Origin of the sequence: Gardnerella piotii (genome assembly GCF_049815665.1) — a bacterium.
Lineage (GTDB): Bacteria > Actinomycetota > Actinomycetes > Actinomycetales > Bifidobacteriaceae > Bifidobacterium > Bifidobacterium piotii.
Genome location: NZ_CP187450.1, coordinates 42,375 through 67,085, shown reverse-complemented (window position 1 = coordinate 67,085; position 24,711 = coordinate 42,375). Strand labels below are relative to the sequence as shown.

At 41.9% G+C, this 24,711-nt stretch carries 16 protein-coding genes and 3 tRNA genes; 18 read left to right on the top strand and 1 reads right to left on the bottom strand.

What is annotated here, in order from left to right; all coding sequences use genetic code 11:
• Positions 1–27 precede the first annotated feature (27 nt).
• The 17 genes from ACPEIW_RS00240 (at position 28) to ACPEIW_RS00160 (ending at position 21,003) form a co-directional block, all read left to right on the top strand.
• Positions 28–2,784, top strand: coding sequence for a phosphoenolpyruvate carboxylase (locus ACPEIW_RS00240; RefSeq protein ID WP_425663717.1), 2,757 nt, complete (start codon positions 28–30; stop codon positions 2,782–2,784).
• 202 nt (positions 2,785–2,986) lie between these two features.
• Positions 2,987–3,646, top strand: coding sequence for a carbonic anhydrase (locus tag ACPEIW_RS00235; RefSeq protein ID WP_425663715.1), 660 nt, complete (start codon positions 2,987–2,989; stop codon positions 3,644–3,646).
• On the top strand, positions 3,640–4,809 hold the full coding sequence (locus ACPEIW_RS00230) for a permease (RefSeq protein WP_425663713.1): 1,170 nt from the start codon (positions 3,640–3,642) through the stop codon (positions 4,807–4,809). The genes ACPEIW_RS00235 and ACPEIW_RS00230 overlap by 7 nt, the downstream gene beginning before the upstream one ends.
• Entirely contained in the window at positions 4,806–5,621 is an 816-nt protein-coding gene (locus ACPEIW_RS00225) for a TIGR03943 family putative permease subunit (protein WP_425663711.1), read from the top strand. Before ACPEIW_RS00230 ends, ACPEIW_RS00225 begins: the two co-directional genes overlap by 4 nt.
• Positions 5,622–5,719: 98 nt before the next feature.
• Entirely contained in the window at positions 5,720–7,051 is a 1,332-nt protein-coding gene (locus ACPEIW_RS00220) for a hemolysin family protein (protein ID WP_018642222.1), read from the top strand.
• A 25-nt stretch (positions 7,052–7,076) separates the two neighbouring features.
• Positions 7,077–7,556, top strand: coding sequence for a Dps family protein (locus ACPEIW_RS00215; RefSeq protein ID WP_004132408.1), 480 nt, complete (start codon positions 7,077–7,079; stop codon positions 7,554–7,556).
• A 97-nt stretch (positions 7,557–7,653) separates the two neighbouring features.
• Positions 7,654–7,727 (top strand) — tRNA-Ile (locus ACPEIW_RS00210).
• Between the two features lie 32 nt (positions 7,728–7,759).
• Positions 7,760–7,832: transfer RNA gene (locus ACPEIW_RS00205), tRNA-Ala, on the top strand.
• A gap of 487 nt (positions 7,833–8,319) precedes the next feature.
• Entirely contained in the window at positions 8,320–8,496 is a 177-nt protein-coding gene (locus ACPEIW_RS00200; protein WP_425663708.1) for a ribbon-helix-helix protein, CopG family, read from the top strand.
• Positions 8,496–10,298 carry an HsdM family class I SAM-dependent methyltransferase gene (locus ACPEIW_RS00195; RefSeq protein WP_020757050.1) on the top strand — a complete coding sequence of 601 codons (1,803 nt, stop codon included), beginning with the start codon at positions 8,496–8,498 and terminating at the stop codon, positions 10,296–10,298. Before ACPEIW_RS00200 ends, ACPEIW_RS00195 begins: the two co-directional genes overlap by 1 nt.
• On the top strand, positions 10,291–11,367 hold the full coding sequence (locus tag ACPEIW_RS00190) for a restriction endonuclease subunit S (protein ID WP_425663705.1): 1,077 nt from the start codon (positions 10,291–10,293) through the stop codon (positions 11,365–11,367). Before ACPEIW_RS00195 ends, ACPEIW_RS00190 begins: the two co-directional genes overlap by 8 nt.
• 304 nt (positions 11,368–11,671) lie before the next feature.
• A complete protein-coding gene (locus ACPEIW_RS00185) occupies positions 11,672–14,059 on the top strand; it encodes a heavy metal translocating P-type ATPase (RefSeq protein WP_425663703.1) in 2,388 nt (795 codons plus the stop codon).
• Positions 14,060–14,251: 192 nt separating this feature from the next.
• The gene (locus ACPEIW_RS00180; RefSeq protein WP_425663701.1) at positions 14,252–15,760 is read left to right on the top strand and encodes an FAD-dependent oxidoreductase; all 1,509 of its coding nucleotides are present in this window, start codon (positions 14,252–14,254) and stop codon (positions 15,758–15,760) included.
• 184 nt (positions 15,761–15,944) lie between these two features.
• Positions 15,945–16,988, top strand: coding sequence for a M48 family metalloprotease (locus ACPEIW_RS00175; protein ID WP_425663699.1), 1,044 nt, complete (start codon positions 15,945–15,947; stop codon positions 16,986–16,988).
• 99 nt (positions 16,989–17,087) lie between these two features.
• Positions 17,088–17,161: transfer RNA gene (locus ACPEIW_RS00170), tRNA-Gly, on the top strand.
• A gap of 183 nt (positions 17,162–17,344) precedes the next feature.
• Positions 17,345–17,662: a hypothetical protein gene (locus ACPEIW_RS00165; protein WP_016635840.1), complete on the top strand. Its 318-nt coding sequence runs from the start codon at positions 17,345–17,347 to the stop codon at positions 17,660–17,662.
• A gap of 593 nt (positions 17,663–18,255) precedes the next feature.
• Entirely contained in the window at positions 18,256–21,003 is a 2,748-nt protein-coding gene (locus ACPEIW_RS00160; protein ID WP_050567570.1) for a sialidase family protein, read from the top strand.
• Positions 21,004–21,523: 520 nt separating this feature from the next.
• Here the strand turns inward: ACPEIW_RS00160 and ACPEIW_RS00155 are convergent.
• On the bottom strand, positions 21,524–22,414 hold the full coding sequence (locus tag ACPEIW_RS00155; RefSeq protein ID WP_016801883.1) for a Fic family protein: 891 nt from the start codon (positions 22,412–22,414) through the stop codon (positions 21,524–21,526).
• 925 nt (positions 22,415–23,339) lie between these two features.
• Here ACPEIW_RS00155 and ACPEIW_RS00150 point away from each other — a divergent pair.
• Positions 23,340–24,542: a hypothetical protein gene (locus tag ACPEIW_RS00150; protein ID WP_425663696.1), complete on the top strand. Its 1,203-nt coding sequence runs from the start codon at positions 23,340–23,342 to the stop codon at positions 24,540–24,542.
• Positions 24,543–24,711: the final 169 nt, after the last annotated feature.

The following is a 24,711-nucleotide window of genomic DNA, read 5'->3' as shown; positions in this document are numbered from 1 at the left end:
ACCTTATGACTAGCACAAGGAGGTCTGATGACAACTCAAAATCAACAGGTAACTCCAGCAGACGCAACGATTGTAACGTCTGGTTTAGGGCGAAAAGGCCCCGAGGAGCGCGAACTGCCAGCATCGCTTAAGCAAGACATGGATTTGTGCTTGCATATTCTGCGCGATGTTTTAGGCGAATTTGATGAAAAATTATTAACCGTATTTGACGAAGTGCGCTTAAATGCTGTAGACGCAAGTGCAGCACACTTTAATCAAATGCTTGATGCTCAAGAAACAGAAAACGACGGACTAAGCAAGTCTGTAGAAAAAATCAACGGCATGGATTTGCCAGATATGCAATTGCTTGCGCGCGCGTTTGCTACATACTTCCATCTTGCAAATCTTTGCGAAGAAAACTACAGGGTTTCTGTGCTGCATCAGCGCGAATGCGACGTTGAGGATTCTAATCCAGTGGATCCAGTGAACGAGCTAACTTGCGCATATCACAAGTTGCTTACAGAAATGAGCCCTGCGCAAGCTAAGGAATTGCTTGCAAAGCTTGAGTTCCACCCAGTTTTTACTGCGCACCCAACAGAAGCTAGGCGCAAGGCTGTAGCTGGTAAAATCCGCAGAATATCGCAGCTTTTAAGTAAGCACAATACTTTAGGTGGATCGGATAAGCGCGAGAATTATCGTAAGCTATACAACGAGATTGACGCATTGTTGCGTACATCTCCAATCGCACTTAAAAAGCCAACTCCTGTTGAAGAAGCGGACACGATTCTAGACATTTTTGACGCCACTTTATTCAACACGATTCCGCTGGTTTATCGCAGATTTGACGATTGGCTTTTGGGTAAAAAAGCTGGCTTAGTGCCACCGCGTTGCCCAGCGTTCTTCCATCCAGGAAGCTGGATTGGCTCCGATAGAGACGGAAATCCAAACGTTACAGCAAAAGTTAGCAGGCAAGTTGCTAGAAAGTTTAGCGACCACGTTCTTGCTGCTCTAGAAGAGCGCACGCGTGAAGTTGGAAAATGCTTAACAATGGAAACGCGCACAACTCCTCCAAGTGTTGAGCTTTTGGAGCTTTGGAATCGCCAGCGAGAAATGAGCGAGCAGCTAACGGAAAGCGCATCCGACGTTTCCAACAGCGAGCCACATAGAGCCGTTATGCTTGTTATGGCAGATCGTTTGCACAGAACAATTAGCCGAGATACAGACTTAATGTATCATTCTTGCGAAGATTTTATTGAAGACTTGCACATTGTGCAAAGGTCTCTTGCGGCTGCTGGCGATTCGCGCGCGGCTTATGGTCCGTTGCAAGATCTTATTTGGCAAGCGCAAACCTTTGGATTCCACATGGTGGAAATGGAGTTCCGTCAGCATTCGCTCGTGCATTCTCGCGCTTTGGAAGATATTCGCGAACACGGTTTGCATGGTGAGCGTGGACCTCTTCAGCCAATGACTCGCGAAGTTCTAGACACTTTCCGCGCGCTTGGTGCTATTCAAAAGCGCAACGGTATGCGTGCAGCTCGCCGCTACATTATTTCGTTTGCAAAGTCTGCTCAGCATGTTCGCGATGTGTTTGAGCTTAATCGCCTTGCGTTTGCTCACCCACAAGATGCGCCAACAATCGACGTAATCCCACTTTTTGAGCAGCTGGAAGATTTGCAAAATTCGGTTAATGTTCTGGAAGAAATCATTAAGATTCCAGAAGTTCAGGCTCGCTTAAAGGCCACTGGCCGCAAGATGGAAGTTATGCTCGGCTACTCCGACTCTTCCAAAGACGCTGGCCCTACTTCTGCAACGCTTGCTTTGCATTCTGCTCAAGAGCGCATTGCTCAGTGGGCTAAAAAGCACGATATTGACTTAACGCTGTTCCATGGCCGCGGAGGCGCTGTTGGACGAGGCGGAGGCCCTGCAAACCGTGCTGTTTTGGCTCAGCCAGTTGGGTCGGTAAATTGCCGATTTAAGCTTACTGAGCAAGGCGAGGTTATTTTTGCTCGCTATGGTAACCCAATTTTGGCGATTCGCCACCTGGAATCTGTTGCTGCAGCAACTTTGCTTCAGTCTGCTCCAAGCGTGGAGAAAACAAACACAGAGATGACGCATAAGTATGCGGATATGGCTCAAAAGCTTGATGTTGCAGCGCATAATCGTTTTATTGATTTGCTTCAAACAGATGACTTTACGCCGTGGTTCTCAACTGTTACTCCGCTTAGTGAGATTGGTTTGCTCCCAATTGGTTCTCGCCCTGCAAAGCGTGGACTTGGTGCAAAGTCTTTGGATGATTTGCGCACAATCCCGTGGGTTTTCTCTTGGGCGCAAGCTCGAATCAACTTGGCAGCGTGGTACGGCTTGGGTACAGCTTGCGAAAAGTTCGGCGACTTGCAAACTTTGCGCAAAGCGTACGAAGAGTGGCCACTTTTCAGCACTTTTATTGACAACATTGAGATGTCTTTGGCTAAAACGGATGAGCGCATTGCTCGCATGTATCTAAGCCTTGGAGATCGCGAAGATTTGAGCGATAAAGTGCTTTCGGAAATGCAACTTACTCGCAAGTGGGTTTTGCAAATTGTTGGAGATAAGTGGCCGTTGCAACATCGCCATGTGCTTGGTCAGGCGATTCGCGTGCGCTCGCCTTACGTGGACGCGCTTTCTGTAATCCAGTCACTTGCATTGCATAAGCTGCGCAATAAGGTAGATAAAGAAGAGTTTAGCGAAAGTCAGCAAGCCGAGTTTATTTACTTGATTCTTTGCACAGTTTCTGGTGTTGCTGCAGGCTTGCAAAACACTGGATGATTTTAATAAATCACTGAATCAAGAAGGCTCTCGTATTTGCGAATTGTAATACGGGAGCTTTTTTGATAATAGGCTTATATTAATAGGCTTATATTCTTAAACAAAATTCTTATTTACTACGAAAGATACAATATATTCTAAGTCAAAAATTTTAAACTTTAAGCAACTGAAAATATTGCCAATGCCAGTGTAGGAGTTAATAATGCAAGAAGAAGTCAGCGAAGATTTTGATAATGAAGATTCAGTTTTAGCTACATCGGTATTAAACGCAATGCTTGCGGGAAATCGCAAATTTGCAGACGGCAATTCAGCGCATGCAGGCGTAAATTCAGAATCGCGTATGAAACTTATTGACGGTCAGCATCCTGGGGTTGTTGTGCTTTCGTGTGCAGATTCGCGAGTTGCTCCAGAATTTATATTCGACGCTGGTTTGGGCGATATTTTTTCTGTTCGCACAGCTGGAGAAGTGTTGGATGATGCCGTAATAGCTTCGCTAGAATACGCTGTAAGTGATTTGGGGGTAAAAGTGTTGGTTGTGCTTGGGCATGAGCATTGCGGCGCTGTACAGACTGTTTTGCCGAACGTGCAAAAGCTGGTTTCTGAATGCGGCGAAGATAAAACAAGCGAAATAATTGAGTCGAGCGAGTCAATATTGCTGCGTTCTTTAGGGCCTGCTGCGCTCGCAGGTGTTGAGGAAAATTTAGATACAGATGATATTGAACGTATTCACGTGTCTAATATTTTGGCTGAAATTTGCGAAAAATCACAAATAATTCGCGAAGCTGTTTTCAAAGACGCTTTGATGCTTGTTGGAGCAAGGTATCGAATGAGTGACGGCTTGGTGGAAGTGTTGTCATGCTAAAAACAGAAACCGAAGCAAAAACAACGAGCCAAGTAGAAAAAGCAAGTAAAGCAAGTAAAGCAAAACAAGCAAATTCTGCAAACTATCTATATTTGATTATAGGGATTCCTTTTATTTCTTTGATTATTGCAATGCTTCCAGCTTTGCAAGCGCGCAACCCGTGGTTGCCTGTAAACACTGTTATTAGGGGTGTTTCTGGCTTGCTTTTGCAAGCTGTTCCATTTACGTTGATTGGTGTTCTTGTTTCTGCTGCTGTAGAAACGTGGGTTACGGAAGATTTTATTGAAAAACACGCTCCAAAGTCTATTGCAAACGGCTTTTTAGCTGCGATTCTTGCAGGTGTATGTGTTCCTGTTTGCGATTGCGTTGTTGTTCCAACTTTTTCTCGTCTTGTTGCGCGAAAGCTGCCTTTGCCTTGTGCTGTAACGTTTTTGTGCGCTGTTCCAGTAGTGAATCCTGTTTCTATTTGGGCTACTTGGTACGCGTTTGCGGATGTTCCAGCAGTTGCTGTAACTCGAGTGGCTTTGGGTGTTGGTGTTGCTCTTTTAGTGGGTGTTAGTTTTGTGATTTTTCCTGTAAAGTCGCAAGTTTTAAGGCGAAATGTATTGGAAAAAGTTCGTGCGGATTGTGCGGATTGTGCAGATTGTGCGGATTGTGTTGATTGTGCGTATTGCGGCGGCTGCAATAAGTCGCAAAGTGGCCATTCTTTGCAAAAAAATTCTTCCAGCTTTAAGTCTGATATTAAAAATAGTTTGAAAACTTACGCACATCACATTTATTTAGATTTTATGCGACTAATGCCAATAATTTTGTTTGGAACAATAGTAGCTTCGATTATTCGAGTTTGGCTTGGGGCAGATCCTGCATCAAAAATAAACACAACAACTGTTTTTGTGGCAATTCCAGCAATGATGTTAATAGCGTATGCAAGCTCACTTTGCTCCAGTTCCGACGCTGTAATCGCGCGCTCTTTGGCCTCCTCGCTTCCAATGAGTTCAGTAATTGTTTTTCTGCTTTTTGGGCCAATGCTAGACATAAAAAATATGCTTATGCTTATTGAAGATTTTAAGGGGAGATTTGTTATACGCCTAACGGCAACTATTGCTATTGTTTGCTTACTTGCGTCTCTGCTTGTTCACTTGGCTTGGGGAGTAATGCTGTGAGCAGTGTAAATGTTGTATGCAATGTGGATCGCAAAAAAAATAGTCATAAAATAACATTTGCAAGCATTATTCAAGCATTGTGTTTATTTTGTTTTTCTGCAACTTTAATGCACAGTGCTCTAAGTGGATCTTATGCAATTTTGACTACTCCGCGCGCGTTTGCTTATCTTATTTTTGCTGCGATTTTGCTTTTTGTTTTAGGAATTTGCTCACTTTTTGGACTTTTCCCTGCACATGCTAAAGATTGCAAAAAAATAATGGTTTCAATTGTAGTGCCAATGCTTATTATTTTGATTCCACTTCAAATGTCGCAATCGTCGCTTGCGAGCGGTTTTGCAAAGTCTGCAGGTTTTGACGAGTATGCTTCTGGTCGCGCAATAGCAATCGCGTCTAATCGTAAAAATAACAAAAAAACTTTAAGCGGATTAGATGTAGTTAATAAAAAAATTGTTGTTGCAGACGATGATTTTGGCAATTGGTACAACGAAATTGACCATAATTTTGATAAATACAAAGATTATACGATTGTTGTAAAAGGGTTTATAAGCAAAGAATCTACGCTTTCTAAAGATCAAGTTCGCATATCTAGACAGTTTATGTCTTGTTGCATTTTAGATATGTCTCCGTTTGGTTTTGTTGCACAAATGCCCAAAAATTTGCAGTTTTCGCAGCATCAGTGGGTTGTTGTTAAAGCCAAAATAGCTCTTGGAAAGGTTGGGATAAAAGGTTACTCGCAAGATGGAATTGTTCTTAAAGTTGAATCTGCTAGCGTTTTGAATAAAGCGCCTTCGGGGTATTTCTATAGAACTTGATTGCGCGTATTTGTTTATTATCCGCATATTATCAACATTATTAACATTGCTTTTATACGCACTTTTTATATGAGCTAAATTCAACTAAGATAGCAAGTATGTCGTTGGGTTTTAACATTGCACTCATTGTTGTGTTCCTTTTGTTTGGTTCCATATTTGCAGCAACCGAACTTGCGCTTGTTAACTTGCGATCGTCGCAGCTGGATCGCATGGAAGCACAGGATGCGCGAGGAGCGCGCGTAGCAAAAATCGCCCGCGATCCAAACACTTTTCTTTCCACTCTTCAAATCGGAGTTACGCTTTCAGGTTTTCTTTCGGCATCTTTTGGCGAATCTGCAATAGCACCTCATGTTGTGCCATTAGTGGAGTCTTGGGGTGTTTCAAAACATGTAGCAGGCCCGCTTACGACTATTGTTTTAACGCTTATAATATCTTATTTTTCAATCGTAATTTCTGAGCTTGTTCCAAAAAGAATCGCAATGCAAAGATCGGAGCAAATCGCAAGGGCTGTTGTTCCTGCAGTAGACGTGTTTTCTAAAATATGCAAGCCTTTAATATGGCTGATTGCTAAGAATACCAACGGTTTTGTGCGCCTTCTTGGGTTCGATCCAAACGAAAAAGAAAGTGAAGTTTCCGACGAAGAGTTGCGCGTTTTAGTTAATTCCAATAAAAAACTTAGTCAAGATGAGCGCACGATTTTAGACGATGTTTTTGACGCTTCCGAGACGATTGTTGCAGAAGTCATGCGTCCTCGTGCAGATGTTGAGTTTTTGGATGGCTCACTAAGCCTAGAAGATGCTGCTGCAAAGATTCGCGAGCTTCCGTATTCTAGGTACCCAGTAACAGGTAAGGATTTTGATGATGTTATTGGATTTGTTCACGTTCGAGATTTGCTGGATGTTAAAGATCCAAACGCAAAAACGGTAGCAGACGTTACGCGAGAGGGAATAAGTCTGCCTGGAACATCTAAGTTGCTTCCAAGTCTTGAGCTTCTTAGAAAGCGAGGGGTTCATCTTGCGGTTGTTATTGACGAGTATGGTGGAACGGATGGCATTGTAACTCTTGAAGACATGACCGAGGAGCTGGTTGGAGATATTCGAGACGAGTACGACTTGCCAGATGAGTCGGATTTAAGCCGCGATAGTAAGTCTACAGCGTTTGTAAACGGAGTAGCTACTGTTGATGGCGGAATGACGATTGAAGACTTTGCAGACGTTACTGGAATCGAATTGGAAGATGGCCCTTACGAAACGGTTGCAGGGTATTTTCTGGCTCGAACAGGCTCGATGGGTAAGGTTGGCGCTGTTTTGCACGATGCGGATGGTTACGATATGACTGTTGCAGAAGTGGATGGTCGTAGAATTGCTACGATTGAAGTTAGAAAAACAGAGCAAAATAAAGATTTGAACAAAATCAATAACAAAAATTAATAAAAAACAAAAAATGGAGGATACTATGGCTTTAATGCATATTGTGCCAGGTTTAGACGAAGTTTCTAGCGAAAAAGCTATTGCGGTTTTGCAAAATCGTTTAAGCCACGAGCAGGAAGCTGCTTTAGTCTTAAAGCATGCGCATTGGAATGTTACAGGCCCAGACTTTATTGCAGTTCATGAAATGCTTGACCCTCAAGTTAGTGAAGTTTTGGCTCAAGCAGATGAGACAGCTGAGCGAATTGCAACGCTTGGAGGCTCGCCATCGGGTCGCGCGGACGATATTGTTGCATCGCGCACATGGAAGCGTTTTTCTCTTAGTGGCAGAAAATCCACTAAAGAATATTTGCAAGCGTTAATTGAGTATTACAACGATATGATTGCGGACGATAGAAATGCCATTGCACAGCTTGATAATCTTGATATTGTTAGCTCAAATATTATTCAAGACCATGTTCAGCAGCTTGAAAAGTTCCAGTGGTTTATGCGCAGTCATTTAGAGTAATTTTGTAGAATAATTTTGCGACACGCTTAGATTTGCTATTTGACATTTTTGTTTCATGTGCTAATCTAACTACTTGTATGTTTTCAACATACAAGTTGGGCCCGTAGCTCAGGTGGTTAGAGCGCATCCCTGATAAGGATGAGGTCGGAGGTTCAAGTCCTCCCGGGCCCACGAAATTGAACATCTTGTTCATTTTCTACAATGGGGCTATGGCGCAGCTGGTAGCGCATCTGCTTTGCAAGCAGAGGGTCAGGAGTTCGAGTCTCCTTAGCTCCACAAACAGGGTTTCTAGCAAATGCTAGAAGCCCTTTTTTCATACATTCGCACTACCGATTACCCCTCTTACCTGTGCTGTGCGATTTTTTCTTATAGGGATTTAGAAAAATGCTGTGCCAGCTATGTTATGAACCCAGATGTACAGGTCTAGTTCCTTGTTCTGGAAGACTACCTCATTGGTGTGCTCTAGCAGGAAATCGGAGGGCGGAGATGATGATGTATTGGAATATCTCGTCCTCCAAATCGCCGTTTATCAGCTCTAGCGGACGGCTTGCAGTCTCATTGGAGAGAACCACCCGCCCACCTGCTTCGATAGGTTTTCGTAAGTCTTGATGTAATCGTTGAAATCCATGTGAATCCTCCTTTGTTTCGTGCAATCTCGATCGTCTTCAGACGGTCTTGCTGGATACGAAAAAGCCGATTTATCTGGTGAAATGTTGTACAATAATACGTAATTACGTGAATACGTGTTACAGGAGAGCTTGATATGAACAAAAAAGACGAAAAGAAGCTCTTAGGAGACGTCAGGCGAACGAAGCTGACGCTCTCTGTGACGGCAGAGGATAAGAAGAGATTGAAAATCATTGCAGCCAAGAGGGAGAAATCTATCTCAGCGATGCTGCGTGAGTTGATTGAGAAAAATGCAGAGGAGGCTGAAGAATAATGGCAAAGAATTTAACTGAGGATGAGGTACGTGATATTGCTCGTAACATCCTCGGGTTCAAAGATAAAGCAGGCGTGAAGTCTGGCGTTGGTCAGTTGACGACATTCAATCAACTTGGTTTTTTGGGTGTATCAGACAAACCGGATGGATGGTATCTGCCAGACAATCATGCAGATACAGCCGTTGTGCTTGAAACTAAGGCAAGCAAGATTAGTCTCGGCAAGGCACAGGTTGATGAGGTTCTGAAGAACATCCGTATCATCGAGGAGAAATACGAGCATGTTGTAGGCGTTCTCTACAACGGCGACGATACGCGCGTGTTCAAGGGTGAGAAAGAGTATAAGGCACAGGGTAGCAATGTGCTGCATAACGTAGAGTATTATGTTTCTCTCTTTAACGTCGATAACATCGACAAGGAACGTATCTACGCTCTGACAGCAAAGATTAATAACTGCCTGCACTTCGAGTTTGGCATCAAGAACCTGTATCATCGCATGATTTTCACAGCTTGTGCGCTGGTTGCTGAGCGTTACGGTGCTGGACTGAAGAGACTCAAGGATATGGGCTATCAGACGTTCCACACAGCGATTCATTCGGTTTTGTCGAAATCGCTTGAGAGTAGCCGCAACCAAAACACGAAGATTGACATCCTGCTGGAGGAGTATTCCGACATCAAGATGAACACGACGGACAATCAGAAGGCAATCAATGATTTCATTGATTGGGTAGTTGAGATTTCTGAGTGCGTCAATTCTAGTGAATGGCGCGGAGAGGATGTCATGGGCATCTTCTTTAACGAGTTCAACCGTTATAAGAAGAAGTCTGAATCGGGACAGATTTTCACACCTGAGCACATCACCGATTTTATGTACCGCATCCTTGAGGTAAACAAGGATGACCGCGTTCTGGATGCAACATGCGGTAGCGGCGGCTTTTTGGTCAAGGCGATGGCAAATATGATTCAGGAGTCAGGTGGCTCACAGACCAATAAGGCAAAGGAAATCAAGAAACATCAGCTATACGGTATCGAATTTGACCGCGAGATTTATGCGCTTGCGTGTGCAAACATGTTGATTCATAAGGATGGAAAGACAAATCTCGAACAGCTGGATGCTAGAACGGAAAAGGCTGCAGAGTGGATTGGCAAACAGGAAATCACGAAAGTTCTGATGAATCCGCCGTATGAGAATAAGTACGGCTGCATGAAGATTGTCGAGAATGTTCTTGACAGCGTGCCTGCCCATACAGCCTGCGCGTTCATCCTTCCAGATAAGAAGCTTGAAAAGGCTTCAAAGGCTCAGATGAAGCGAATCCTTTCACATCATCGCCTGAAGAAGGTAATCAAACTTCCTGAAGACCTGTTCTTTGGCGTTGGCGTCACAACGAGCATCTTTGTGTTCGAGACTGGTATCGGACAGGACGCCAAGGACATTTTCGCTTGCTATATGGAGACCGATGGGCTTGCGACAGTCAAGAACAAAGGTCGCCACGATGTGTACGGTAAATGGGCTGCTATCGAGGACTACTGGGTCGATGTGGTCGAGAAGCAGTCAGGGGACGACACATGCCAGTGGGTCAAGTCTGACGAGCACCTGTCGTATCAGGTGCCGCAGAAGCCTTTCGAGATTTTCGAGGAAGACTTCAAGAAGACCGCTATGGACTATCTCATGTTCAAGGAAGGAATCGACGCAAAGGCATTTGGCGACAAGCTGCTTGAAACAGCAATGTATTCGAGCATAGTGAGCGCAGATGATGCGAGCGTGAATATTGCTCTGAAGAAGGGCGGTGAGAAGAATGAATAGGATTGATACGAGTAAGTGGAAGCCATTTGCCATTGGGGAATTGTTTGAGGTGAAACGACCTGTTGCTAGAAGTCAAGCAGCATACTCTGATGGTAATGTTCCATTTGTGGCATCTGGGAATTTCAATAACGGTGTAGTGAAATATTGTGAACCAAAAGATAATGAAGCATTGGATGCCGGAAACTGTATTACGGTTAGCCCATTAGATGGGTCTGCATTCTATCAAGCGAAAGATTTCCTTGGTAGAGGTGGTGCTGGGTCAGCAATTTTGCTTTTGTATAGCGATAAGCTGACTGAATTAACAGGATTGTTTATTGCGGCAGCTATACGAGCCTCGCTGACAAGATATTCGTATATTGACCAGCTAAATTCGCAAACAATTGTTGAAGAACATATCAAATTGCCTGCGGATAAATCAGGTAGCCCTGATTGGGCTTATATGGATTCGTTCATGCAGAATGTCATGAACGAATCTAAGGCTTGCCTTGGCAATCTAAGGCTTGCCAAGGAAGAGAAGTCTGCGGTTGATGTATCTAGTTGGCTGCCGTTTAAGATTGGAGACTTGTTCGAGAAGTTACAGTTGAATATCAAGAACCCTGACTTCAACAAGACGTTAGATGTTTCAGAGGAACAGACCAGAGAGTTTAATCTACCTCTGGTAAACGCTAAACATGGCAATAACGGCATTATGTATTACGGGCGTGAATCAGACTTTGAGACCGCTGAAATGACAATAGACATTGTGCAGAATGGAGCAATAGCTACAGGCGATGTTTATGCGCAGCCTCAGAAGACAGGGGTTTTATGGGATGCATACTTGATTAAGCCATTTGCAGATATTCAATCTGAGTATACGTTGATGTTCCTTTCCACAGTGATTGAACGTTCAATCAAGGAGCATTTTAGCTATGAAGATAAATGTGTGTGGAATAAAGTATCGCAGCTGTATGTGTCTCTTCCTGTTGATAAGGCGGGGTGTCCTGATTGGGCATATATGAATTCGCGCATGGAAGCTGTATTAACGCAAAGCAAGAAATCAATGAAAGAATTGAGGGAGGTGAATTATTAGGTGCCAAATAGAAAGAAGTTTAAGCAGAACGACAATAACCTAGCCGTTGCCTACTACCGCTACTCCTCGCACTACCGTCTTCTTTCGTGCGTTCCTTGTGCTTGCGCGCGTCTTGTTATGTGAGAATGCTTCTCATCAAGGCCTTTTGATAAACTAAATTTGTTAAGTCAATATAACCTCTTACGCCGTGTATTGGGCTTGCTGTTATAAATCTTATAAATATCTGCTCAATGGGTTAACAAGGCGTGAAATCGTGTGTTAGCAGCGTTTAGCGCAGTTAGCCTGATCAGCGTAAGGAAAGTGTATGCGTAAACTTTTAGCGTATTGCCGTCGTGCTCCTCAATTAGCAATAGTTTTAGTTTTGTTTCCGTTTATTGCGGCGTTTTATTCTAGAAATCTGACTTTTATACTCGACTTTTGCAAAGTTATAAGCAAGACGTTAAATTACCTATTTTCATTGATAAATTTTGATTTTAATGTGCAAATAAGCCTTACAATCGGGCAAAGTATAATAACATGTTTAGTTTTATACACATGTGTTAAGTCGCTTTTAAGTATGATTGATGATTTGGCGCATGGCACACTTGGAATTGACTTGCTTGCGTTTGTTGCATTGCTTGCAACGCTTTGTATAGGCGAATTTTGGGCAAGTTATTTGATTGTTGTAATGGTGTTTACAGGCGGTGCAATAGAAGACTTTGCGCAAGATGCAGCGCAGAAAAATCTATCTCTTTTAGTAAATGCGTCTCCTCAAACCGCGCATTTAATGACACTTCCTGGAATAGTGTGCGGTGAATCTTGTGAGCAATGTGCTCTGCTTGATCATAGTCATTTTAGAAAAGTCAGCGATGAATCTTCGCTAGAGGCATCGCAAGAACCTCAAGATTTTACTAGTTGTGAATCGTGTAAAAAATGTCACAATAACTCTAAAGAATGCCCAATATTGCAAGATGTAAAGTCTTCTAGCCAATTACAAAGATACAAAACAGTTCCAGTTGAAGATCTAAAAATCGGCAATGTAATAATTGTTCTTCCAGGGGAAACGGTTCCTGTAGACGGTGAGCTTTTAAGCGGTTCTGCTGTTCTAGACACAAGCGCAATAAACGGCGAGTCTCTTCCGCGCGAAGTGTTTGCTGGCGCACAAGTGTTGTCTGGATGCGTAAATGGTGGCGTTGTGTTAATTATGCGCGTAACTAAGTTATCGCAAAATTCACAATACCAAAAAATCATGAAGTTGGTGGAATCTGCAAGATCTTCTAAAGCCGCAGTAGTGCGATTCGCGGATATGCTTTCCGTTCCTTTTACGGTGATTTCTTTTGTGATTGCATTTAGCGCTTGGGCTGCATCTGGTCAGGCTTTAAGATTTGCGCAAGTGTTGGTGCTAGCTACGCCTTGCCCGCTATTAATCGCTGTGCCAGTGGCGTTTATGGCAGGAACAGGAAGGCTTGCAAAGCTTGGGATTGTTGTAAAAAGTCAGGATGTTTTAGAGCAATTAAGTTGTGTAAGTGATGTTTTCTTCGACAAAACAGGAACGCTTACTGTTAAGCAGCCTCAAGTTGTTAGAGTGGATTTAGCGAATCATCAAGATAGCGAAAATCAGGAAAATCAAGAAAATAGCGAGTTGCAAAATATAATACTAATGTTTGCAGGCGTTTTGGAAACATACTCGCAGCACATTCTTGCAGGAGGAATTGCAAAAGCTGGAGCAGATCTTTGGCAAAACACGCATCCGTCTGCCGTTCCGCAACTTCCAAGCGTGCGCGAATATCCAGTTATAAGCGGTGTTAAAGAAACTGCTGGCCAAGGTATATGCGCAAGTGTGGATGGTGTAAACGTTAGAGTTGGGCGAAAAAGCTACGTTTTGAATGCGCCAGCTGGCTGCCTCGAGGAAAAGTCGCAAGCAACCGAAGATAAAGCCAAACGTGCAAATGTAGAAAATATAGAAAATGCAGAAGATGCAAAAAATGTAGAAAATGTATCAAAAATAGAAAGCAATTTTGAAGAGCTTTCTGCAGACGAGATGGCAACATACGTTTCTTTTGATGGCAAACTTGTTGGGCGAATTGTTCTAAAAGATGTGCCTAGAGAAAATGCAAAATCAACGATCCAAAAGCTAAAGGAGCTTGGTGTTCGTTCAATAAGCATGCTTACTGGAGATGGTCTGCAGGCTGCTCAAACAATAGCAAAAAGTGTTGGTATTGAGCGAGTAAAGGCTAATTTGCTGCCACAAGACAAGCTTGAGTGCATAAAACAGCACTATAGCGGTTATAAAAGCGAAGAAGATTGCGGCAGTTTTGGCAGTTTTGGCAGTTTTGGCAGCTTTATGCATAAGAAAAAAGATAAGCGCGTAACGATGATGGTTGGAGATGGCGTAAACGATGCCCCAGTTTTGGCTGCAGCAAACATTGGCGTGGCATTAACAGATGGCACGGATACAGCAGCTTCGGAGTGCGCGCAAGTTGTGATTATGAACAACAACATTTATGCTGTAGCAAACGCTGTAAGCGTTGCAAAACACACGAAGCGAGTTATGATTCAAGCTGTTCTGTTGGGAATTGGTTTGGCTGTTATAAGCATGATTGCGGCTGCTTTTGGGCTGATTCCTGCTGTTCTTGGAGCTATGATGCAAGAGATGATTGATGTTGTGTCTATTTTGTGGGCGCTAACAGCGTTGAAAGGCAAGCGTGTGTAAGTGACAATATTCACTTTGCTCTTTTCTTGAATGAACCAAGGCGCTAGTCTAAGTAGTGGAGCATAAAAGCCAGCGATTTTATTTAAATCTTCAAAAAGATTAGGCTTAAGAATGCTCGAAACACGCAAAATGTAATGTTTTAACATAACAAAAGTTGAATAACAAAATTTGAATAACAACATGGGAAAATTTATGGAAATGAATTATGATGCGGATTCGCACGAATTGCGAATCGCAGTTATTGGCGCGGGGCCTGCTGGAATCTACTCGTCAGATATTTTCCTTCGTCAGCTTAAAAAACTAGGCGACGAAATGGGCTTAGGTACGGCAGCTAGAATCGATTTATTTGAAAAGCTACCAGTGCCATTTGGGCTGGTTCGATATGGCGTTGCTCCAGACCATCCGAGTATAAAATTCATTGCAGATGCTTTGGCTAAAACGCTTGATAATCCAAATATTCACTTGTATGCGAATGTCGAATTTGGCAAAGATATTACACTAGACGACTTGTTGCCAAGATATGATGCGGTATTGTTTGCTACTGGCGCTGTAGAAGATAAGCCGCTTAGTATTCCAGGCTCCTCATTGTGTGGCGTTTATGGCGCTGCAAAGTTTGTGGAATGGTACGACGGATATCCTACCAGCGAGCGTACATGGCCGCTTGATGCAAGCGAAGTGGCTGTTATTGGCGGCGGAAATGTTGCTATGGATGTTGCGCGCGAGCTTTTGCGAGATGCGGATTATCTTAGAGAGCACACGGATATTTCCGACGATGTTTACAATGGTTTGCTTAAAAATCAGGCTAAAACACTTCACTTGTTTATTCGACGAGGCGTTGCACAAGCTAAATTCTCTGTGCAAGAATTGCGCGAGATGGAAAAGCTTTCTGGCGTGCAAATAGTTGTAAACGAGAGTGATTTTGACCTGGACGACGAAACAATTGATGTTGCTGGAAAAGACAAGCTGACTCGCCAAATGGTAGAAGAGCTTTTTGCTATACGAGATTTGAGCGAAGATATGCAAGACGGTGGAAACGTTGACTTTGAAGGCAATCCTGCAAATAAGCGCTACGTTATTCACTTTAACGCAAATCCAGTTGAGATTCTGGGAGAAAATGGGCAGGTTGTTGCGATTCGTGTAGAGCGCACGGCTACAAGCGCGGATGGCAAAATGACTTGCACTGGCGAGTTTGAAGAATATCCAGTTCAGGCAGTTTACCATGCGATTGGATATAAGCCTGCGCAAGTTAGTGGAGTTGCTTACGATTCTTCTCGCGCACTTCTTGCAAATAGCGATGGTAGGATTTTAACTTCTGCGCAAAATGGGGTTGTTTGCCCACGCTTGTATGCAACTGGTTGGGCTAAGCGAGGGCCAGTCGGGTTGATTGGTTCTACAAAGTCGGATGCTTTGCAAGTCGTTGAAAATATGCTGGAAGACTTGGCAAAAAGCTCGACCGAAGAATGTGAAACCGCGCTTCCTGCGCTTTCTGAGATTCCTGCACTTCCTGGAAGATTGGCAACAGATAGAGATCCTAAGTCTATTGAAAATCTTCTTAAATCTAGAGGAGTCAAAGTGGTTGATTTTGAAGGGTGGAAGAGGATTGATGCTTTCGAGGTGGAATCTGGATTAGCGGAAAATCGCGCTCGCAAAAAAGTCGTATCTAAACAAATGCTTATGGATATAGCGGAAATTAAACAATAGTTTATATTGAGTGTACGCATTGATTAGTAAACATTGATTAGTGGTCATTAACTGTAGCCAAATTGCGCAGAAAGTGGCCACTTTTCAACATTTATTCACCTGTTTTAAGTGTGTTAAATCATAAACATTAAATATACAGTTTTCATTCAGCAAAATTACAGTTGCGATTATTAAAATCAAAAGCATGTTTGGCAACATGGGTATGCGCTATTGCAACAATTTGAAAACAGTAGTGTTGTTTTCTCTAATATGGCTATTTGCTGCTTTGCTGTGGATTGTTGCTGGATTGCGTTTGTCGATGCTGGTTTGGTTTGCAATTATTGCAATAATTTTAAGCTTATGCGCTTATTGGCTTTCTGGAAAAGTTGCCACGCGCATTATGAGTGCTAGCGAAATTAGCGAGAACGAAGAACCTGTTTTATACGGCATTGTTCGCGAGATTTCTGCGCAAATCGAAAAGCCTATGCCGCGCATTTATGTTGCTCCAACAGACAGTCCAAATATTTTTGCAATCGGTAGAAGCGAGCGTCACGCAACAATTTGCTGCACTCGTGGTCTTTTGAATATTCTAAACGAGCGCGAGTTGCGTGGCGTTGTAAGCCACGAGCTTATTCATGTTTATAATCACGATATTTTGAATTCAACGGTTGCATCTGCAATCGCAACAGTTGTTACGTATTTTGGGTACGTGCTTATGTATTCGGGAAGTGAGTGTGCAAAATCTGCTAAAAGGCGTTGCCCTGCGCTAAAAGTTATTGGCAAGGTTTTAAGTGCCATTTTTGTGCCGCTTGGTTCTCTATTTGTTAAGCTTGCGATTTCTAGAGTGCGCGAGCTGGATGCAGATCGAAGTGCAAGTATGCTTACTGGCGACCCTGCGGCTTTGGCATCTGCTCTAAACAAAATTTCCTACGGAGTTAAGATGCATAAGATGGATTTGCATTCGGGAGTGCAAGCTATTGCTTCACTGATGATTGTAAATCCGTTTGCAAACTACGATTCCAAGCTTTTAAAGCTGTTTTCTAGGCAGCCAGATGTTAACAAGCGAGTTGACTCTTTAATGCTTATGTCTAGTAAGATGGAAAGTCTTGTGCAAGAAGATGCACGTGGAGAAATCGATCATATTGAGCATGATGGCGATAGCGTGTTTCGTTTTAAGAATGGCGCTAAATACAATGTTGAATACGGCAAAGGTGTTTCTGGCGGAGTTGTAGCAGTTAGCGGAGCGTGATATTCTTAGATGGTTTGCTTTTTAGATTGATTCTTGAGCGCTTATTTGCTTGTTTGTAGGCAGATTATCGGTAAGGATTAATCGCAAACAACCGAACATGCGGACATAGTTCATCGGTAGAATGGAAGCTTCCCAAGCTTCAGAGGCGGGTTCGATTCCCGTTGTCCGCTCCATGTAGAAAACGTTGATATATCAACGTTTGTGGCTTGTTCTTATGTCTTAAAAATACGCTAAATGTGAAAATAATGTGCAAAATTCTATAATTTTTTTTTTAATATTGACACGAAAATCTTAGTTAAATTAAAATCGTATTAAATCCGCTACTGTAGAGGATTTAATTGGGCAGGAGGTTTTTTATGTTAGATATGTTGTTTGCACTTGTTGCGGTTTTATCAATGTTAATAGGCTTGGTTTTGTCTGTAATGCTTTGGGTTAAAAGCAGCAAATCAGCTAAAGAGTTGTATAAAAACGCATATGTATATGCGATTGTTGATGTTGTATTAGGTGTATTGTCTTGGGCAACTTATGCTGCGACTATCAATTCCGTAGATGTTGATGTGCGTGAATTCTACACAAATTATTTTGCGGCGCCATTGATTGTTCTTGCTGTTCTTGTTGTAAGTATTGCCGCTATAACCATCTTTAAGAGTAAAAAAGATAGCTATGTAGCATAACTAGATTAAACAGTTTATTAAAAATAATAGCCTTCTGAGATTAATTAAAATTCAGAAGGCTATGTTTGTTATATGTTGTGTTTGGTTTGATTGTGATTTATTGATTTCAGTCTGAATTCTGTGTGTGATATTTACACAAAAAATACGTTTTTTGTGTATACAAGTTTTATAATCGCGCGCTTGCAGCGCATGCATTTGAATAAATATTGGATTATAGGCCAAGCAGAATCTGTGGCAAAGTCAGAGCTGCGCTAAATTTGGATATTTTTGTTTAGAATGATTTTGCAAGTAAAGAATAACACACATTTGATTGCTGCAATACGCTTGTATTGCAATAAGCTAGACATGATTTTTTACACAGTTTTGACCTATAACTTTCTTATCTGTTGGTATATTTTGTAAAAATATGCTATATTTCTATAAAAATGTGAATATTTTTGTGAAAATTTATTAAAAAAGCGTTAATATTGCGGATTAGTCCATCAGACATCATATCATCTGATGTAATGATTCCTACATTGGTGTAGGTATTGTTCATGATTTTTACAATGCTGTGGAATTCATGTAAAACAGTTACAAAAATAGGAGTGCGTATGCGTAGAAGTGTCATAGAAGATGCAAAGCGCGTTGTTGGTACTGTTGTTGGAATTACTCTTGCAATAGGCTTATGCTCTGGCGTAGCTAATGCTACTTCAGAAAAATCCAGTAAACCCAATAGTTCAGTTTTGCAAATATCACTTAAAAGAACTGATGGCCTTAAAGATAATGTCCAATTAAATAGTAGGCTAACATATACGGTTACATATACAAATAAGGGTTCACAACCAATAACTGCGTATCCGTATGAAAGTAATATTTCCGATATTAGAGTTGGGGATTCAAACAATTGCCGCTGGGCAAATCTTAAGCCAGGTGAAACTCAGCAGTGCGGCTTTGGGTACCATGTTGTAACCGAAGAGGATGCCAAAGCGGGTAAATTCACACCTAAAACAGTTTGGAAAGTTTCAAAAGATAGGGACGGTAACCAAGTAATCGAAAATAACATTGTTGTTGAAGACAAGCCTGTTACTGGTATAAAGAATACAGAATTTGACTCATCTTTGGGTCTTAAAACGGTAAAGCTTACAACTAGAACCAATAGCGTTTGCTACAGGATTCCAGCAATAACACAGACTGCAAATGGTTGGATTTTAGCAGCATACGATAAGAGGCCTGGTAATTGCTCCGATGCACCTATGCCAAACTCCATTGTTCAGCGAATTTCAAAAGATGGTGGTAAAACATTTGAAGCTGAAACTGTTGTTAAGCAAGGGCATTATGGCGATGAAAATACTAGATGGGGATATTCGGATCCGTCTTATGTGCTAGACCGTGAAACTAATGAAATTTTCCTGTTTTCTGTAAAGTCTTACAGAAACGGCTGGGGTGGGTCCAGCGCTGGAGTAGATCCAGAAAACAGGAACGTTTTACACGCTTCAGTTACTAGCTCCAAGGACAATGGTGTCACTTGGAGCACTCCAAAAATAATTACTAAAGATGTGACTGCAGATGTTGGGCATTGGAGCTCTAGGTTTGCGGCATCTGGTCACGGCATTCAGCTTCGCCATGGCAAGTATAAGGGTCGTTTGTTGCAGCAGTATACAATAAACAACTCGAGAAGGATTCAAGCAGTAACGGTTTACTCCGACGATCATGGTAAGACTTGGAAGGTTGGCAAGCCTGTTGGGTTTAGAAGTGAAAAATCACATATGGACGAAAACAAGGTTGTAGAACTTTCTGATGGACGAGTTATGTTGAATTCTAGGCCTCAGAATTTTAGGCATCGTCTTGTTGCAATATCAAATGATGGCGGCGAAACTTATGGCGAAGTAAAAGAAGAGATGCAGCTTCCAGACCCTGCAAACAATGCTCAGATAACTAGGGCATACCCAGATGCGCCTATGGGGTCTCCAGAAGCCAAGGTTCTTGTGTATTCTTCTTCTTCGGCGTATGGGCGTAGTGACGGCTTAATTCGCGTATCGTTTGATGATGGTGCAACTTGGGATACGGGCAAATTGTTTAAGTCTGGTCCTATGGCTTATTCTTGCATTGAAGTTTTGAACAAGCAGCATGGTGGCGGATTTGGACTTTTATATGAGGGCGATAATAGCAATATTATTTACACTCATATATCTGAAGATTGGCTTGGTTATACTCCTGTAACCGCAGATAATAGCGTTATTGACGTTCCGAAAAATGCCAAAAATATTGAAGTTAAGATTAAGAATCTTGGAAGCCATGATTATTCCGACTTAAAGCTTTCTATGAAGGATTTAGGTAAACAATCTGAATTAAATAAAGATTGGAAGATTCAAGATAAGACTGGTATTTCTGTAAAGCCTTTTGCTAACGCAAACATAAAGTTAGATATTGCAATGCCTAAGGATGTTAAAGAAGGAACGACCGTTTCGATTCCAGTGCGATTTGCGTCTGCAAAATATGCAGTGGGAGATTCTTTGCCAGGAATTCAGTCTGTGATTAATATTCGCGTTGTAAAGGCGGTGGAAAGCCATAGTGTTGTGCCTTCTGTTCCTTCCGTTGATGTAAAGCCTTCTGTGGATACTCCATCTGCAGAAAAACCTTCTGCAGAAAATCCTTCGCAAAATCCGCCATCGGAAACAATTACACCTACCGAGCCTTCGCAAAATCCAGCGCCTGCAAGAGAACAGGCGCCACAGGTTAGCAATCAATCTAGGAATGAAGCTAATACTCAGAAAGCTGATGAGCAAAAGTCTGAGCAAAAGAAAGAGGATTCTAAAGCAAAATACGATGTTGTTCCAGCTCCTCCAGCCAGCGTTGATCAGTTGGATAAATCCCTAAAGGGAGCTATTACTGTTGGGAATAATAATCAGATTGTTGCTGGTGAGCCTGTAAAGATTTCTGGAAAGATTTCCAACAAGGAGTTTGCGCAACAGTTGCAAAAGAATGGTTCAGCAAAGGCCTATGCGTTTATATATTCTACGCCTAAAGCCTTAAAGGACTCTGATGGCAATTCGTTTATAACGGTTCGTGGATCTGCAGACAATGCACAATTTTCTGTTGATATTCCAGACGGATATTCTGGAAAGCATACAATCGTGCTTGTAAACGAGAAGGGCGAACAGCTTGCCTGGAATGAGGTAACAGTTAGCGCAAATCCAGTTGCGGACAAGAAGGATAGTAGTAGTGAAAAATCGGATTTGAACCGTAATGCATTTAGTAAAGTTTCAACGGGAAGTTCAATGTTGATTGTTCTTGCGGTTGTAATGCTTCTTGGTACTGCTGGATTCTTTGCAAAGGCAATGCGCAATAAGATTGCATAACCAATATTGCTAACTCTAGATTTTTGTAGTTAGTTGTATACGTAAAGCGCTGATTCGTTTAGATTATTATTAACAAGTTTTGTTAAATTAGATTCTATTGAATTAGCGCTTTACTGTTTTGTTTTTTTTTTTATGTGCGGAAAACACATTCGATTGTGGCAAAACGCTTGTATTGCAATACGCTAGACATGATTTTTTACACACTTTTGGGGCTTCGGGCCCTTGATTTCAGTCTGAAGTGTGTGTGATATTTAGACAAAAGATGTATAAATCGTAGTTTTTGTACATTGGATGTATAAAAAATTGTACATTGAATGTACAAAAAATACGTTTTTTGTGTATACAAGTTTTATAATCGCGAGCTTGCAACGCAATGCATTTGAATAAATATTGGATTATAGGCCAATCAGAATCTGTGGCCAAGTCGGAGATTTGACCACAGTGCTGTTAATAGTTCAGTCAACTATCTGAGAGAATAACAGTAAAGACGATTGCGCGTAGCTTTAATTAAAAATGACCATTACTCTAAAATAGACAAATACAAATCAAGTCTTTGATTTAAATATCTTGCAAACAAGTTTGCCATGGCAGACACGTTATGTTTTGAGTGATACTCATCAAAAGCTTCATAATATTTCAAGCGATCAGTAAATTTTATATCTATTGGTGGGTAACCTGCTTTCATCAATTCCAAATTGACTAGCAGTCTTCCTGTTCTTCCATTTCCATCAATAAAAGGATGAATGCTTTCGAATTCTATATGAAAACGAGCAAGTTTAGTAACAATATCTTCATCGCTATTTTTGTATTTTTTCAATAATTCTTCCATTTTTGAAGCGATTAAATATGGTTGTGGTGGCTCATGTGTAGATCCCATAATTCGAACGGGAACTCTTCTATAAACGCCTCTATCTTCTTTCTTATTGGCTAAAACTAAATAGTGTATGTCTTTTATAACTTTTTCATTTATTTGCTTATTTTTGCTAACAAGATGTTTTACGTAATCAAAGGCTTCTTTGTGTCCAATAACTTCTAGGTGCTCTTTTAATGATTTTTGATCAACAGTAAGCCCTCTAAGAACCATGTCTGTTTCGCGCAGTGTTAAAGTGTTTCCTTCAATTGCGTTTGAGTTATATGTATATTCTATTAGAAATTCTTCATTAAGTCTTTCTAATTCTCCTTCAGTTAGGGGTCTTCTTGTTTTAAGGGTTTCTAATTTAGTTTTTATGATTGGAATTAGCGATTCGCTAATTTTATATCTTCCGTCGGTTGGCTTTGCTGCGTCATGCGGTATTTTCCAGGATCTTCCTTCTCGATATACTCCTGGAATTTTCCCTTCGGAGCATAGAATTCTTACTCGTCTATCTGATATGCCCCATTTTTCAGCAGCTTGCTTTACTGTTATGTACATAAAATACCCTTAATCATTGTTGCATTTTATTATATTTTAACGTTTTATCGGAATAACATAAACAGTAGCGGAACAACATATTTAATTTATCGGAACAATAGTGATTGATAAAACTAGTAACGTGAATCTGTGTTAAATATTGGGATATCTTTGTTTAGAATGATTTTGCAAGTAAAGAATAGCCCAGATTCGATTGTGGCAAAACGCTTGTATTGCAATACGCTAGACATGATTTTTTTACACACTTTTGGGGCTTCGGGCCCTTGATTTCAGTCTGAAGTGTGTGTGATATTTAGACAAAAGATGTATAAATCGTAGTTTTTGTACATTGGATGTATAAAAAATTGTACATTGGATGTACAAAAAATACGTTTTTTGTGTATACAAGTTCTTATAAGCGCGCTGTAAGTAACGCGCGATCGACATGATCTTCTATTCCGCTTTTTGTACGTGTTTTGGGTCAAATTTGGTACAAAATGCGTCAATTGGTTCCGCTTTTTGTTGCTCAACACGCTGATTATAACTACAAAAAGCGGAAAGTTTTCCCGAGTTTGTTTCTCTACGCACTTAAATCAGCTACAAAGTGCGGAATCAAGCGGCGCGACACGCGCGAAAAGCTTTCCTTAAAAAAACCTGGGAAAATTCTTCAAAAACCTTGAAATGCGTATTTTTACGGTTTAAGTGTTGTTTATCCACAAATTTTACGGCGAGAGTGGCCTTAATTGTGGATTAGTTTGTGTATGACATCATTTTTTTCGGTTTAGCATGTGTGGCTGGGGCTTGACTTTTTCAAACGGGGGGGGGGGTATGTTAATAGCAAACATGGCCGCACCTAGTTTGGCCGTGTGCCACAGTCCGCTTTTGGATTGTGGAGCAAATTTTTCTATGCGCCCCTAACGCATAGGAGAAGAAGAAAGGAAATAAAATGATGAATAAGAAGGCTATCGCCGCTTTCGCTGCTGGCGCAACTTTGCTTGCTGGCTTCGCAATGGCAACCCCAGCTTTTGCTGAGACTCCAACCGCTCCTAAGATTACTAAGTCTCAGGCTGCTAAGGATGTTAAGACTGCTAAGGACAACTTGGATAAGGCTCAGGGCGAGCTTAAGGCTTTAGAAGCAGGTAAAGAAGAGGCAAAGGCACCAACTATTGCTGGTGTAACTTTAACTGATTGCTATACTACTAAAGATGGTAAGTTTGAGCCAGTTGAGGCTAAGATTGGTGCTCTTAAAGAGGAACAAGCTAAGCTAGTACGTAAGTATATTAATGAGTACAATGCTCATGTTGATTACACTAAGAAGGCTGAAGAGGTTCAGAAGCTTGATGCTGCTTACAACAAGGCTCTTCGTGAACAAGCTGAAGCTGTAGATGATCCTACAACTCCATCTGATGAAAAGCTGCAGGAAGATGCTATCGAAGCTGTTATGAATGCAAAGGGCACGCTTGATCGCTCCCGTGTGAAGAAGAACAAGCTTAAGGCAGAGGTTAAGAAGAAGTATCGTGTTCTTAAGGATGCTGAAGCTAACGAAAAGAGCGCGCAGAAGGCGCTTGATGCTGCTAATGAAGAGCTCCAAGACTTTAAAGATAGCGGTGTGGAAGATTCTGCTCGCCTTAACAAGCTTGAGTTGAAGGTCAGCCGCGCTGAGGCTAAGCATGATGCTGCTAAGAAGGATCTTAAGAAGGCTGTAAAGGATTATGACGAAGTTCATAATAAGTACACTGATGAAGTGTTGCCAGCTTGGAAAGCTGCTAAGAAGACGTATGATGATGCTTACGATGCAGCAATTCGTCTTGGTGTAGATCCAGCTAAGCTTCCATTAGTTTCTACTGCTGAAGACCCATTGGAGAATGACTTCCTTGGTGATCCAGGTACTGCTGCTGATATTTTGTCTGGTAAGACTCCTGCTCAGCCAGGTGCTAACGGTGCTGCAGCTGGTGCAAATGGTGCTGCTGGTAAGGCTGGTGCCAATGGCTCTGCCGCTGCTGGCGCTAAGGCTGAGGTTGAGAACAAGAAGGACAAGGACAAGCGCGGTAACACCCACACTGGTACTGGTGTTGGCGTAACTTTGACCGCTTTGGCTGCCACCATGCTTGCTGGCATGGGTGCTGCTGTTCGCAAGGCTCGTCACTAAGCATTGCGCGCGCACTTATGCTAAGTGTGTGAGTGCGCGCTTGAAATAGGCTTGCGTTAGGCGGCGGCGCGTGTTTTGTGTGCTGCAGCTTGCACGCGGGGTTTAGAGTTTGCTCGGTTTGCCGAAATTTCCTTTTCTTACCGTGTAGGTTCTTTATTCTGCTTGCGGG